Here is a 13,945-nt window from a genome sequence, read left to right on the forward strand (position 1 = left end):
GGGGATGCCTGGGAGAATACGTCCCTGGGCATCCGATGCCATCACCAGGGGGACGCATGGAAAGCAGGTGGAATCCGCTCTACGAATCGCTCGGCTACCGGCCGCCCGCGAGGAGCGGAAGGTCCGTGCCGTCGGAGGCGCCGCCGGAGGACACGGACCTGCCCCTCCTCGGCCCGGAGGAGCTGGAGGCGCTCAAGTCCGCCTTCCTGCGGGAGCCGGAGGACGTGCTGCGCTGGACGGAGAGTGGCCTGGGCGCGAGGGTCACGGTGGGCGCGTTCGTGGAGGCGCTGCGGGAGCTCGAGCTGCTCTTCACGGACCCCGGCCAGCTCCAGGAGCAGCTCGACGCGACGGAGCGTCACGCCCGTCAGGGATCGGGAGGGCTGCCCGCGGACTTCACCTTCCCCTTGAGGACGGAGGAGATCCCCATCGACCCCACGCGCACGCGCTTCGAGCCTCAGGCGGACCTGCGCGGCTGGCTGTTGTTCAGCGGCCCGGTCTGGTTGGAGCAGGGCGCGGCGGCGCGGCAGGCCCCCTTCCGCTGGCACTTCGGAGCGAAGAGCCGCTTCGTCTATCCGCTGCGGGAGCCGGAGCCCGGCCATCCGGTGGAGGTGGCGCTCTTCGGGGACTTCGGCACGGGCGAATATGCCTCCCGGTACATCGCCCGGCAGTTGGTGATGCGCGGCGAGCGCCTGGACTGCGCGGTGCACCTGGGCGGCGTCTTCTATTCGGGCCGCCAGGGCGAATTCGACGCGCACCTGGCGGAGCCGCTGGAGCCGCTGCTCGGGACGACGGCGCTGCTGACGCTGAACGCGCCGCCAGAGATGCGCTCGGGCGCGGGCGCCTACTTCCGCTACCTGGACGAGCGGCGGGGCGCGAGCTCCCGTCACCCGCAGGAGGGCAGCTACTTCTGCCTCGCCTCGGAGCGCTTCCAGCTCATCGGCCTGGACACCGCGTGGTTCGAAGCGGGCCGCCACCGTGAGCCCGCGCTGCTGCAGTGGCTGGAGCAGCGCCTGTCGGAAGGACGCCGGCGCGGAGCGATGAACATCCTGCTGACCCACGCCGCGCCCTACGGCCCGGACGCGGAGCGGCTCGCCCCGCTGGTGACGGAGGACCTGAGCCCCCTGGTCGTGGAGCGCGAGTGGGTGGACCTCTGGTGCTGGGGAGGCGCCCAGGCCGGAGCGCTCTACGACCGCGCACCGGGCCTGCCCTTCATCGGAGCCAGCCTGGGCCACGGGGGCTTCCCCTCCGAGCGCAGGGACGCACCGGAGTACCCGGTGGCCCCGGTCCGCTTCTTCGAGTCCCGGCCGCGCTTCCCGGAATGGACGGGCGTGCGCCAGGACCGCGGCAACCACGGTCACGCGACGCTGTGGCTGCACGCGGACGGCAGGGCGTCGCTGCGCTACACGGACTGGATGGGCCAGGTGCGCTGCGAGGCGACGCTGTCACGCCGGGGCCCCAGGGAGCCCGTGACGCTGAAGACGCTCGACGTGAGGGAGTGAGTCACTGTCCCTGAACGCCGCGCTCCTTCATGTACTTGCGCAGGCCGGCGGCGCCCTGGGCGCGCACCTTGTTCTGCAAAAGCGGCGTCCACCCGAGCGCCCACCCCACTGGCCCCAGCGCCTGGCGCGACCAGGTCCAGAACGGGAACCGGTCGGTGTGGCGGACAATCTTCCCGTCCTTGAACTCGAAGGTCGCGTCGATGCGGTTGAGCACCTTCCGGCCCGTCTGGCTGAAGGTGTAGCGCGCATCCCAGTGGGCGCTGCCGGTGCGGTCATCGGCCTGGACCTGGCTGAACTCGAGCTCCAGGTCCTTGCCGCGCTCCAGCAGCATGCGCCACATGGAGGTGACCCCCGCGTAGCGAAGGCCCTGGAACACGGCGTCGTTGAACTCCACGTCCGGGTGGTAGCAGGCGGCCATGCCGTCCGCGTCGCGCCGTTGGAAGGCCGTATAGAAGTCAGTGATGAGCTGGGAGTGCGGGTGCATGCCGCCGGTCTAGCGGAACTGCCGAGCAATGGAAGGGGCCGCATGGCAGAGTCCGCCGCATGGCTCGCGACATCGTCATCTGGCCCCACAAGGTACTCACCACCGCCACCCAGCCCGTGACCGACTTCGGCCCGGCGCTCGAAACGCTCCTCCAGGAGATGTCGGAGGCCATGGCGGAAGCCAAGGGCATCGGCATCGCGGCCAACCAGGTGGGAGTCGCCCTGCGCGTCGCCATCGTCGGCCGCGAGGACGGCACCCAGTTCGAAATCGTGAACCCCCAGCTGCTCTCGAAGGAGGGGAGCGTGAAGTACGAGGAGGGCTGCCTCTCCGTGCCGGACGTCTGGGAGAAGTGCCCCCGCGTCGAGCGCGTGAAGGTCCGCTACCAGGACAAGACGGCCCAGTGGCACGAACTGGAGGCGGACGGGCGGCTCGCGCACGTGCTCCAGCACGAAATCGACCACCTGGACGGCCACGTCTTCGTGGACCACCTCTCCAGCCTGAAGCGCACCCTCATCCTGGACCGGATGAAGAAGCTGCAGAAGTCGCTCGCGCGCCGGAAGGAAGAGCCCGCGGAAGACAAGGGTCCGAAGCGCTCCTGACGCATGGAACCGCGCCCCGTCCCCCAGAAGGTCCAGGCCTTCCGTGAGGAGTACCGGGCGCGGACCCTCGGGCCGGGCTACCGGGGGCAGGTCCACTTCGCCTTCACCAGCCTCGTCTGCCTGGGCGGAATCGCCCTGGCGCTGAGCCAGGTGGAGGCCCCTCGTTTCTGGGAGCTGCTCGGCGTCCCGGCGGTCATCGCGTTCGCGAACACCGTCGAGTTCCTCGGCCACCGGGGCCCCATGCACCACCGCACCCGGGGCCTGGGCCTGATGTTCGAGCGGCACACCGTCCAGCACCACCGCTTCTTCACCCACGAGGCGATGGCGTACGAGTCCCCCCGGGACTTCAAGATGGTGCTCTTCCCGCCGGTGCTGCTCCTCTTCTTCCTGGGAGCCATCGCCGCCCCGCTCGGAGCGCTCTGCTTCCTCCTGATATCCCCCAATGCGGGCTGGCTCTTCGTCGCCACGGCGCTCGGCTACTACCTGGCGTACGAGTGGGTGCACTTCGCCACGCACCTGCCGGGCAACCACTGGAGCGCTCGGCTGCCCGGCATCTCCTTCCTCCGGCGCCACCATCAGGTGCACCACGAGCCCAGCCGGATGGGCCGGCACAACTTCAACATCACCTTCCCTCTGGCGGACGAGCTCTTCGGGACGCGATGGCGCGCCCCACAGGACGAGGAGCAGGCAGCACGCCGAGGGAAGTGACTGGGAAAGAAGAAAGCCGGAGCCGGGGGTTCACACCTTGGAACGGCGTGCCCATATCCCCGGCGGCTGGGGACGAATGATCAGGCCCGGATCAATCAGGGTTTGACGTCGCCGAACCGAAGCGTTAGAGACTGGACCCCCGCGCAACGAACCGCTGGCCCCCGGGCCTCGGAAAGTCAGCGCGGGGGAAGAAAAGGATCGACGAAGGTTGTTGATCCCGAACGCGGCAAAGAGGTAGAAGCCGCGCCCCGCCCGAACCGGACCGAACGCAGCAGCTCGGAACGCGGAGAGTGGACAGCAGCAAACGGTCGCCACCAAAATGGTTGATCGCGGATGCGGTGGTGGTACAAGCCGCGCCCCTCGCTACGAAGCCCGCGCACTGGTGCGGAAGGCACTTCGTGGAGAGAGCAGCACCGACAAGGAAATAGGGCAGTCAACGAGCGGGTTGACAGCGAACGCGGCGAAGAGATAGAAGCCGCGCCCCACCGAAGAAGCAGCCGTCCGGAAGGCAACACAACGGACGCAAAGCGGTGGGAAAAGCTGACAGCAAGCGGTTGACAGGGAACGCGGCGCTGAAGTAGAAGCCGCTCCCCTTCGAAAAGAAGCGGCGAAAGTCACTGGACGGTGCCGACGAGATTCGAAGCAGCCCGCAGGACGCAAAAGCGAAGTTGACGCTGACTGCGAACTGAAATAGAAGCTGCAACCCCGCCGGTTGAAACGAAACCGGCAACGAAGTAGACGGTAGCAAAAGTCGCGAAGCAAAACAAGCGGCTCGGTCTTTGAAAACCAAATAGCAAGCCCAAGCAGTAATGGATTGCGGAAACCCGCAGTCAATTTTTTGAGGGCGCTTCACCTCCAAGAGCAGCGCTGAAAAGCGCAGCGAGGAGGGGAGTGCCGACGAATCAGCGAGCCGAGACTCCTTAGCCGGGTCTCGGGGAACGCCGGTTCAAGCAAACCAAGAATACAATTGGAGAGTTTGATCCTGGCTCAGAACGAACGCTGGCGGCGTGCCTAACACATGCAAGTCGAGCGCGAATAGGGGCAACCCTTAGTAGAGCGGCGCACGGGTGCGTAACACGTGGATAATCTGCCTGGATGCCTGGGATAACCAGTCGAAAGATTGGCTAATACCGGATAAGCCCACGGTCTCTTCGGAGGCTGAGGGAAAAGGTGGCCTCTGTATACAAGCTATCACAACCAGATGAGTCCGCGGCCCATCAGCTAGTTGGCGGGGTAATGGCCCACCAAGGCAACGACGGGTAGCTGGTCTGAGAGGACGATCAGCCACACTGGAACTGAGACACGGTCCAGACTCCTACGGGAGGCAGCAGTGGGGAATTTTGCGCAATGGGCGAAAGCCTGACGCAGCAACGCCGCGTGTGTGATGAAGGTCTTTGGATTGTAAAGCACTTTCGACCGGGACGAAACCGTAAAGCCTAATACGCTTTGCCTTGACGGTACCGGGAGAAGAAGCACCGGCTAACTCTGTGCCAGCAGCCGCGGTAATACAGAGGGTGCAAGCGTTGTTCGGAATTATTGGGCGTAAAGCGCGTGTAGGCGGCTTTGCAAGTCGGGTGTGAAAGCCCTCAGCTCAACTGAGGAAGTGCGCCCGAAACTGCAGAGCTTGAGTGCCGGAGAGGGTGGCGGAATTCCCCAAGTAGAGGTGAAATTCGTAGATATGGGGAGGAACACCGGTGGCGAAGGCGGCCACCTGGACGGTAACTGACGCTGAGACGCGAAAGCGTGGGTAGCAAACAGGATTAGATACCCTGGTAGTCCACGCCGTAAACGATGAGAACTAGGTGTCGTGGGAGTTGACCCCCGCGGTGCCGTAGCTAACGCATTAAGTTCTCCGCCTGGGAAGTACGGTCGCAAGACTAAAACTCAAAGGAATTGACGGGGGCCCGCACAAGCGGTGGAGCATGTGGTTTAATTCGACGCAACGCGCAGAACCTTACCTGGTCTTGACATCCTCGGAATCCTTCAGAGATGAGGGAGTGCCCGCAAGGGAACCGAGAGACAGGTGCTGCATGGCTGTCGTCAGCTCGTGTCGTGAGATGTTGGGTTAAGTCCCGCAACGAGCGCAACCCTCGCCTTTAGTTGCCACGCAAGTGGATCTCTAGAGGGACTGCCGGTGTTAAACCGGAGGAAGGTGGGGATGACGTCAAGTCCTCATGGCCTTTATGACCAGGGCTACACACGTGCTACAATGGCCGGTACAGAGCGCTGCAAACCCGCGAGGGGGAGCTAATCGCAGAAAACCGGTCTCAGTTCAGATTGGAGTCTGCAACTCGACTCCATGAAGGCGGAATCGCTAGTAATCGCAGATCAGCACGCTGCGGTGAATACGTTCCCGGGCCTTGTACACACCGCCCGTCACACCATGGGAGTCGATTGCTCCAGAAGTCATCTCACCAAGAGATGCCCAAGGAGTGCTCGGTAACTGGGGTGAAGTCGTAACAAGGTAGCCGTAGGGGAACCTGCGGCTGGATCACCTCCTTTCTAAGGAGACCGGGCATCGGGCTGACTCTTCGGAGCAGCAGGCGATGCCAGTAGCCGAAAGGCTATCAGGTCTAACTAGGTCAATGTTTCCGGTAAACAATCCATTATGAACTTCGGGCTTGCTGTTTGGTTTTGAAGGACCGAGCGAAGGTGTGCTCGGCTCTTTGAGAATGAAGGACGCTGTAAGGTTCGCCGATGCTTTAGCCCCCCTGGGCCTATAGCTCAGCTGGCTAGAGCGCGCGCCTGATAAGCGCGAGGTCGGTGGTTCAAGTCCACCTAGGCCCACCACTCTTCTTTCCTCACTGGAGGGAAGACACAGAGTGACTGGTGCTGACGCGAGAGTCGGGGCTGTAGCTCAGCTGGGAGAGCGCCAGCTTTGCAAGCTGGATGTCGTCGGTTCGAACCCGATCAGCTCCACAAGTTTCCTGGAAGTCGCAGGACGTTCTTTGACAAGTGCATACGAAGGGTAAGTTGCAATTTCTGCTGAGTGAAGTTCTCAACAGAAGTGCCGACTTCGAAATGAGTCTCACCTGGCGCCGCGAGGCAGCCGAGTGGGGCAAAAGCGAAGTCTCCCACACAAGAAGAAGCAGTGAGAAACAGCAATAAAGAATGTCTTCCGGGCCTGCTAGCGAAGAGCAGAGGTCTGGGCCTTGGTCTCCGAGTTTCGACAATCCGCCGGGAGGCGGGCGTTAGACAAGAGATTAGGGCAAGTAAGCTACTAAGGGCGTGCGGTGGATGCCTAGGTGCCAAGAGGCGATGAAGGACGTGGGTGGCTGCGAAAAGCTTCGGGGAGTTGCCAACCAAACGTTGATCCGGAGATGTCCGAATGGGGAAACCCAGCGCGGCGAATAGCTGCGTTACTGCAAACTGAATTCATAGGTTTGCAGAGCAAACCAGGGGAAGTGAAACATCTCAGTACCCTGAGGAAGAGAAAACAATGAGTGATTCCCAAAGTAGTGGCGAGCGAAATGGGAAGAGGCCAAACCAGCGCCATGCAAATGGCGATGGGGTAGCGGGTCCGCGGTAGGACTCTGGAGGGCTAGTGGAAGCGTCCTGGAAAGACGCACCAAAGAGCGTGATAGTCGCGTACACGAAAGCCAACTGGAGCTGAGCGGGTTACCCAAGTAAGACGGGACACGTGCAATCCTGTCTGAATCTGCCGGGACCATCCGGTAAGCCTAAATACTCCTTGGCGACCGATAGTGAACAAGTACCGCGAGGGAAAGGTGAAAAGAACCCCGGTGAGGGGAGTCAAAAGAACCTGAAACCGCATGTCTACAAGCAGTTCGAGCACTACGGCGCAAGCCAGTGCGAGAGCGTACCTTTTGCATCATGATTCGGCGACTTAATATACGTAGCGAGGCTAAGCCGTTAGGTGGAGCCGGAGCGAAAGCGAGTCCGAATAGGGCGCTAAGTTGCGTGTATTATAACCCGAAGCGGGGTGATCTACACATGGCCAGGTTGAAGTGCGGGTAACACCGCATGGAGGACCGAACTCATGAAAGTTGAAAATTTCTGGGATGAGCTGTGTGTAGGGGTGAAAGGCCAATCAAACTCCGTGATAGCTGGTTCTCCCCGAAAGATATTTAGGTATCGGCTCGGGTAATTCAATGCCGGAGGTAGAGCACTGAAACGGCTAGGGGTCTCACCAGATTACCAAACCGTATCAAACTCCGAATGCCGGCAATTGTTATCCCGGGACGCAGTCAGTGGGTGATAACGTCCATTGGCAAGAGGGGAATAACCCAGACCGACAGCTAAGGCCCCCAAATCTAGTCTAAGTGAACACTAGAAAGGATGTGGCAGGTCATTGACAACCAGGAGGTTGGCTTAGAAGCAGCCATCCTTTAAAGAAAGCGTAATAGCTCACTGGTCAAGACAGGCCGCGCCGAAAATGTAACGGGGCTCAAGACTAGTGCCGAAGCTTCGGGTCATGCATGTTTGGCATGCATGGCGGTAGGGGAGCGTCCCAGTTGCAGCGAAGGTGGACTGAAAAGGCCGCTGGAGCGACTGGGAGTGCTGATGCCGAAATGAGTAGCGATAAAGGGGGTGAGAAACCCCCTCGCCGTAAACCCAAGGTTTCCTGGGTCAAGTTAATCTTCCCAGGGTTAGCCGGGTCCTAAGCCGAGGCCGAAAGGCGTAGGTGATGGCAAGCAGGTTAATATTCCTGCGCCATCTTGCAGACGTTGAACTGAGGGAGGACGGAGAAAGCTAGGCGAGCTGACCGGTGGTTGTGTCAGTCTAAAGGCGTAGGGGTGTCGCGTACGAATAAAGGCGCGGCAGTCATCCCCGAGACCCCATGGCGCCCCGCAAGGGGTAAGTCGCTGATGCTCGGCTTCCAAGAAAAGTCCCGCAGGGAGTCTGCAGGGTGTCCGTACCGCAAACCGACACAGGTGGGTGAGGAGAAAATCCTAAGGCGCTTGAGAGAACTCTCCTCCAAGGAACTAGGCAAATTTCCACCGTAACTTCGGAAGAAGGTGGGCCTCTGGTAGGTGTAGGCGTACAGCCGAAGCCGAGAGAGGTTGCAGAGAAATGGCGGTAGCGACTGTTTACCAAAAACACAGGACTCTGCGAAGGCGACAAGCCGACGTATAGGGTCTGACTCCTGCCCGGTGCTGGAAGGTTAAGGGGATTCGTCAGCCGCAAGGCGAAGCGATGATCCGAAGCCCCAGTAAACGGCGGCCGTAACTATAACGGTCCTAAGGTAGCGAAATTCCTTGTCGGGTAAGTTCCGACCTGCACGAATGGAGTAACGACTTCCGCACTGTCTCGGAGAGGGACTCAGCGAAATTGAAATAGCTGTGCCGATGCAGTTTACCCGCAGCAAGACGGAAAGACCCCGTGAACCTTTACTACAACTTGACAGTGACACTAGGGATTGACTGTGTAGGATAGGTGGGAGCCTTTGAAGCCGGGCCGCTAGGTTCGGTGGAGGCAACGGTGAAATACCACCCTGTTGATTTCTGGTGTCTAACCACGTCTCGTCAGCCGGGACTGGGACACTGTCTGGTGGGTAGTTTGACTGGGGCGGTCGCCTCCCAAAAAGTAACGGAGGCGCGCGATGGTTCCCTCAGCCCGATTGGAAACCGGGCGTCGAGTGCAATGGCATAAGGGAGCTTGACTGCGAGACCGACAGGTCGAGCAGGTGCGAAAGCAGGTCATAGTGATCCGGTGGTCCTGAATGGAAGGGCCATCGCTCAACGGATAAAAGGTACTCCGGGGATAACAGGCTTATCTCCCCCAAGAGTTCACATCGACGGGGAGGTTTGGCACCTCGATGTCGGCTCATCGCATCCTGGGGCTGGAGCAGGTCCCAAGGGTTTGGCTGTTCGCCAATTAAAGCGGTACGCGAGCTGGGTTCAAAACGTCGTGAGACAGTTTGGTCCCTATCTGCTGTGGGCGTAGGATACTTGAGAGGCTCTGACCTTAGTACGAGAGGACCGGGTTGGAGGCACCGCTGGTGTACCAGTTGTCTCGCCAGAGGCATCGCTGGGTAGCCATGTGCCGATTGGATAACCGCTGAAAGCATCTAAGCGGGAAACCGACCTCAAGACCAGGTATCCCGGGCGCAAGCCCCTGAAGACTCGTGGAAGACTACCACGTTGATAGGCTGGGTGTGTAAGCGCGGTAACGCGTTAAGCTAACCAGTACTAATAAGTCGAGCGGCTTACTTCCCCCATTCTCTTGCATGCCCCCTCAAGGGGAGTAAGGGACTCGGGGCCAAGGCCGAGGCCAGGACGCCCATGCGCGTCCGCCCGGAAGGCAGCTGTTTCAATTGCTTCTTCGACTTCTGTCGCAAGAGGCTTCACTCAAGCGGAAGCTTGCAACTTACCCTTCGTATGCACCGTCATTCGTTTTTCCGGTGGCAATGTCGGAGGGGTCACACCCGTTCCCATCCCGAACACGGAAGTTAAGCCCTCCAGAGCCGATGGTACTCCGCGGGAAACCGCGTGGGAGAGTAGGTCGCTGCCGGATTCTTTTTGAAAGCCCCTGGTGCCGCAAGGCGCCAGGGGCTTTGTCTTTGCGGGCTGGTGCTCCCCCTGCCTGATCCTGGCTTGGGATGTTTGTCTTTGCGGCTCAGCCCAGCAGGCGTACCGCGAGAAAGACTGGCAGGGCCACGTAATACAGCGCCCGGCAGGTCCACTCCGCGCCGGTGCGGACGTTGCGTGCCCACCGTGGGCCCAGCCACGCGGCGCCGAAGCAAAACGCTTCAGCGAAGGCTCTCCAGAAACAACCAAACAACAGCAGGGCCAGGAACACTGGCAACCAGGTGCGTGCGAAGGACGTGAAGTACGCTGTCCATCCGTACATCTGGGCTTCTCCGAACGGACCTCCGAAGGAGATGTACTGGTGAGCTCGGAAGAAGATGCCGGCGAGCGCTCCGGGCACCAGGCCGTACTTCAAGGCCCAGTCGTACCAGCGCCTCCGCCACTTCTCGCTCCGCGCTTGCGCGTAGCGCACCCGCGGATCATTTCGTGCCTCTCCCAGCGGCCCCATCGCCTCGAGCAGGGGCATGGGCGCCTGTACTTCCAGTCCGTAGTCGAAGGCTCTTCCTGTGCGCAGCCGCAGGGTCAGTCCCGGGCCTGGAGTGGGCAGACGCCATGGACGGATGGATTCCAGTGCTTCGAAGGGGAGCTCGAAGTGCGCTCCCCCGGACAGGGTGAGCACCAGACCTTCTGGCCGGACCGTGACGGTGGCCCTCGTTCCCAGGCGCAGTAGGCTCAGCGCGATGAACGGCAGGACTCCCCCTGCCACGAGTCCTGTCGCCAGTGGCCCGGGGGCCAGCGTCTGGGTGCCCGCGAGCACGTCCTTGAACAGCAGCGCGGTGAAGTAGCCGAGCGTGCCCAGCACCGTGGTGTGCAGGAACGCTCCCAGCGCGCGCAGACGGGGTGTGAAGGCGTGAATGCGGAAGGGGCCGGACGCTTCGACGGTCATGGGAGGGGCATGGCCGCGCGCGCATTGCTTCGATGCGAGCGGCTTCCGTAGCATACGCACCCCGGAGGCCCCTCAAAACATGCGTTCCCCGCAGCCTGGCCCTGAGTGTCGCACGGATTCCGATGGCGTGACGCGGGTGGCGCCCTCGCGCGAGTCCTCGGGTGGCGTGGGCTCCTGGCTCATCGGTGGCGCCGTCGTCATCACCGGGCTGTGCGTGGGGCTCTGTCTCTGGTGGCTCTCCCGACCTGTTCCCGTCGAGGAGCTGCCCCAGGTTGTAGTGGCCGAGCGCCCCGCTCCGGTGGCTCCCTCCCTGGAGCCTGCGCGCCCTTCCGTGCGTCCCGCCGTCGCGCGTGTCGCCGCGCCCATGCCCGTGGAGGAGCCTGCTCCCATGCCTATCGATGACCCGCCGCCTCCTCCCGAGGGCAAGAGCGGGACGGCGCTGTATCAGCGCGGCACCAAGCCGCTGAAACGGGGGCTCGTGGTGCCCGACGGCTTCGAGTTGCCTCCTGGCTACATGCGCCACTACCAGGCGACGGACAACGGGCAGCCACTCGCGGCCATCCTGATGTTCCATCCGGACTTCACTCCCAAGGATGCCAACGGGCAGCCCATCCCCATCCCCGAGAACCGCGTGGTGCCCGAGGAGATGGCTCCCCCCGGCATGCCCCACCAGCTGCTGGAGATTCCTGTCGAGGACGGGGACTCGCAGTGACGTCCGCGAAGAGGTGGGCCGTGGCGCTACTGGGCGTCGCGGCGACCACCGTGCTGTTCGCGGCGTTCGGACAGCTGCGACCGGGTTGGGTGTGGCTGGGCGTGGTGGCGATGGCGCCCTGGCTCGCGGCCTTGGACGGGGCTCGTTCCGCTCGCGCCGCCGTGGGGCTGGGCGTGATGCTGTCGGTGACGTTCACTGCGGCGGTGTTCGGTTGGTTCCCGGGCGCCATCGCGGCGTACTCCCGTGCTCCATTGTGGCTGTGCTGGGGCGTGTTCCTGCTCATCGCGCCCGTGCTGGAGCTCCAGTTCATCACCGCCGCAGGGGTGCGCTGGTACGCGCGCCGGCGGGTGGGGGATGCGCCGCGCCTGGCGTGGGTGCCTCCCGTGCTCACCGCGCTCGTGTACGTGGGCACCGAGTGGTTCACGCCCAAGCTGTTCGCCGAGACGCTGGGCCACGCGCTCTATGCCTCGGAGACCCTGCGCCAGGGCGCGGACCTGGCGGGTGCTCCAGGGCTCACGCTAGGCCTGCTGCTCATCAATGAATGTGTCGTCTCAGTGGTGAAGGGATTGGCTTCGCGGCGGGGCTTACGGCCGCGGCCCGTAGTCCTGGCCGTGGTGCTGGCCGTTGTGGGCTGGGGCTATGGATGGATGCGGCTGGGGCAGGTGCGCTCGGCGGTGCACTCGGCTCCTTCGCTGGTGGTGGGCGCCGTGCAGGCGAACATCACCCACATTGAGAAGCTGGCCGCGGAGCAGGGCACGTACGAGGTCGTTCGCCACATCCTGGATACGCATTACGCGATGTCGGATGCGCTGTTGCGCTCGGGGCCGCTGGACCTGCTGGTGTGGCCGGAGACGGTGTATCCGACGACGTTCGGCACCCCGAAGAGTGAAGACGGCGGCGCGCTGGATGATGAGATCCGCTCCTGGGTGGCGGAGCGTGGCGTTCCACTGGTGTTCGGCACCTACGACCTGGACGGTGAACGCGAGTTCAACGCCGCCATGTTCCTGGGGCCCTCCGCGACGGGCGAGCTGGCCCAGGCCGCGTATCGGAAGACGATGCTGTTCCCGCTCACGGAGTGGGTTCCGGATGCGGTGGACACGCCCACCCTGCGCGCGATGCTTCCGTGGACCGGCCGATGGAAGCGTGGTCCGGGGCCCCGGTTGGTGGACTTCCGGATCAACGGCGGCCGGGTGCTCAAGGTCGCTCCGCTCATCTGCTACGAGGCCATCTTCCCCAACTACGTCGCGGCGGAGGTGCGCCAGGGGGCGGACCTGATTCTCACGCTGTCGAATGACTCGTGGTTCTCTGGCACTCCCGCGCCCCGGCTGCACCTGATGCATGCGGCGTTTCGGAGCATCGAGACGCGCACGGCGCAGGTGCGGGTGACCAACTCAGGCATCTCCGCGTTCATCGACCCCGCGGGGACGTGGACCTCCGAGCTGGAGGACAACCAGCGTGCCGGCACCGTGATGCGTGTGCCTGCGGCGGATCGGCTGAGTTCGCTCGCGGGGGCCTGGGGGGATTGGTTGGGGCCCGTGGCGCTCGTGCTGGCCGTGGTGCTGGGCGTGCGAATCAGGCGGCTTCGGCCTTCTGCGTAGGGAGCTGCGCGTCCGTCTTGGGCTTCTGGGCGATGACCTGGATCTCCCGGCGCATGTGCGTCAGGCGGCAGACCTGGACCCAGGCCCAGAGGAAGGCGAAGCGGACGTACTCGTAGGGGGCCCGTACCCCCTTCGCCAGCCTGCTGCGGAAGATGTCCTTGCCGGCCTTCACCGGCTGCATTCCAGCCCTGGCGCAGGCGTCCGCGAGGTTGTGCTCGTAGAAGTAGACGTGGTGCTGCCAGCCTCGGCGGTCTGGCCGGAAGGAGCGGCCCTTCTTCGGCATCACGATGATCTTGTAGTAGGCTGCGTCCGGCACGATGACGAAGGCCACTCCTCCGGGCCTCAGCACTCGCTGGATTTCGCGCAGCCCGTCCATGGGCTGATCCACGTGTTCCAGCGTGTGCTTCAACGTGATGATGTCGAAGGACGCATCCGGGAACGGCATCTGGGTCAGCGAGCCGTATTCGGCGGTGTAGCCCCGCTCGCGGCAGAGGCTCACCGAGAAATGGGAGTAGTCCAGGCCCGTGGCCTTCAAGCCTGCTCGCTGCGCTGCCTCTAGCACGTAGCCCGCGGAACAGCCCACATCCAGCAGGTCCTTCGCGTGCGGCGCGTACTCCAGGCAGACCAGCACCTGCCGCAGGCACTTGCGCACCCGGTGGTCCCAGCGGCTCAGGTACTTCGCGCGGTTGTGCTTGAAGTACTTCTCCTCGTAGCCCTCGCCCAGCCCTGGCTTCTGCTCGCGCTTGTAGATGAGTCCACAGCCTGTGCAGCGGCCGTAGCTCAGCTCCTGGAACGCGACGACCGGGCGGGATCCGGTTTCATTGCAGACAGGGCACGCGGAGTAGAAGGGTGCGAGCATTTCGCGTCGCACCATCAGGCTTCGCGTTCCAGAGTGTCAATCCCACTCA

At 63.0% G+C, this 13,945-nt stretch carries 8 protein-coding genes, 2 tRNA genes and 3 rRNA genes; 10 read left to right on the top strand and 3 right to left on the bottom strand.

Going from position 1 to position 13,945, the window contains the following annotated elements; all coding sequences use genetic code 11:
- Window positions 1-56 precede the first annotated feature (56 nt).
- A complete protein-coding gene (locus JYJ93_RS04105) occupies window positions 57-1,499 on the top strand; it encodes a hypothetical protein (RefSeq protein WP_206786699.1) in 1,443 nt (480 codons plus the stop codon).
- A gap of 1 nt (window position 1,500) precedes the next feature.
- On the opposite strand, the gene JYJ93_RS04110 is transcribed toward JYJ93_RS04105, so the two are convergent.
- Window positions 1,501-1,983 (bottom strand): nuclear transport factor 2 family protein, encoded by a 483-nt coding sequence (locus tag JYJ93_RS04110; RefSeq protein WP_206786701.1) that lies wholly within the window; start codon window positions 1,981-1,983, stop codon window positions 1,501-1,503.
- Window positions 1,984-2,042: 59 nt separating this feature from the next.
- Here JYJ93_RS04110 and def point away from each other — a divergent pair, with 59 nt between their 5' ends.
- The 7 genes from def to rrf all read left to right on the top strand — a co-directional run bounded on the left by def (window position 2,043) and on the right by rrf (window position 9,767).
- Window positions 2,043-2,582: a peptide deformylase gene (gene def / locus JYJ93_RS04115; RefSeq protein WP_206786702.1), complete on the top strand. Its 540-nt coding sequence runs from the start codon at window positions 2,043-2,045 to the stop codon at window positions 2,580-2,582.
- A gap of 3 nt (window positions 2,583-2,585) precedes the next feature.
- Window positions 2,586-3,290 (top strand): sterol desaturase family protein, encoded by a 705-nt coding sequence (locus JYJ93_RS04120; protein WP_206786704.1) that lies wholly within the window; start codon window positions 2,586-2,588, stop codon window positions 3,288-3,290.
- A gap of 964 nt (window positions 3,291-4,254) precedes the next feature.
- Window positions 4,255-5,792: ribosomal RNA gene (locus tag JYJ93_RS04125) — 16S ribosomal RNA — on the top strand.
- Between the two features lie 211 nt (window positions 5,793-6,003).
- Window positions 6,004-6,080 (top strand) — tRNA-Ile (locus tag JYJ93_RS04130).
- Window positions 6,081-6,136: 56 nt separating this feature from the next.
- Window positions 6,137-6,209: transfer RNA gene (locus tag JYJ93_RS04135), tRNA-Ala, on the top strand.
- A 291-nt stretch (window positions 6,210-6,500) separates the two neighbouring features.
- Window positions 6,501-9,467, top strand: a 23S ribosomal RNA gene (locus JYJ93_RS04140).
- 183 nt (window positions 9,468-9,650) lie between these two features.
- Window positions 9,651-9,767: ribosomal RNA gene (gene rrf / locus JYJ93_RS04145) — 5S ribosomal RNA — on the top strand.
- Together the 16S, 23S and 5S rRNA genes with 2 tRNA genes alongside form the textbook arrangement of a ribosomal RNA operon.
- A gap of 102 nt (window positions 9,768-9,869) precedes the next feature.
- Here the strand turns inward: rrf and JYJ93_RS04150 are convergent.
- Window positions 9,870-10,727, bottom strand: a complete 858-nt coding sequence (locus tag JYJ93_RS04150; RefSeq protein WP_206786706.1) for a hypothetical protein — start codon at window positions 10,725-10,727, stop codon at window positions 9,870-9,872.
- Window positions 10,728-10,854: 127 nt separating this feature from the next.
- Here JYJ93_RS04150 and JYJ93_RS04155 point away from each other — a divergent pair, with 127 nt between their 5' ends.
- Together JYJ93_RS04155 and lnt are read left to right on the top strand one after the other, a co-directional pair.
- Window positions 10,855-11,439, top strand: coding sequence for a hypothetical protein (locus tag JYJ93_RS04155; RefSeq protein WP_269012896.1), 585 nt, complete (start codon window positions 10,855-10,857; stop codon window positions 11,437-11,439).
- A gap of 20 nt (window positions 11,440-11,459) precedes the next feature.
- On the top strand, window positions 11,460-13,037 hold the full coding sequence (gene lnt, locus JYJ93_RS04160; protein WP_269012895.1) for an apolipoprotein N-acyltransferase: 1,578 nt from the start codon (window positions 11,460-11,462) through the stop codon (window positions 13,035-13,037).
- Here lnt and JYJ93_RS04165 read toward each other — a convergent pair.
- On the bottom strand, window positions 13,012-13,911 hold the full coding sequence (locus JYJ93_RS04165; protein WP_206786712.1) for a class I SAM-dependent methyltransferase: 900 nt from the start codon (window positions 13,909-13,911) through the stop codon (window positions 13,012-13,014). The two genes, lnt and JYJ93_RS04165, sit on opposite strands and share 26 nt — an antisense overlap.
- Window positions 13,912-13,945 lie beyond the last annotated feature (34 nt).

It is taken from the genome of Corallococcus sp. NCSPR001 (assembly GCF_017309135.1).
Taxonomy (GTDB): Bacteria; Myxococcota; Myxococcia; order Myxococcales; family Myxococcaceae; genus Corallococcus.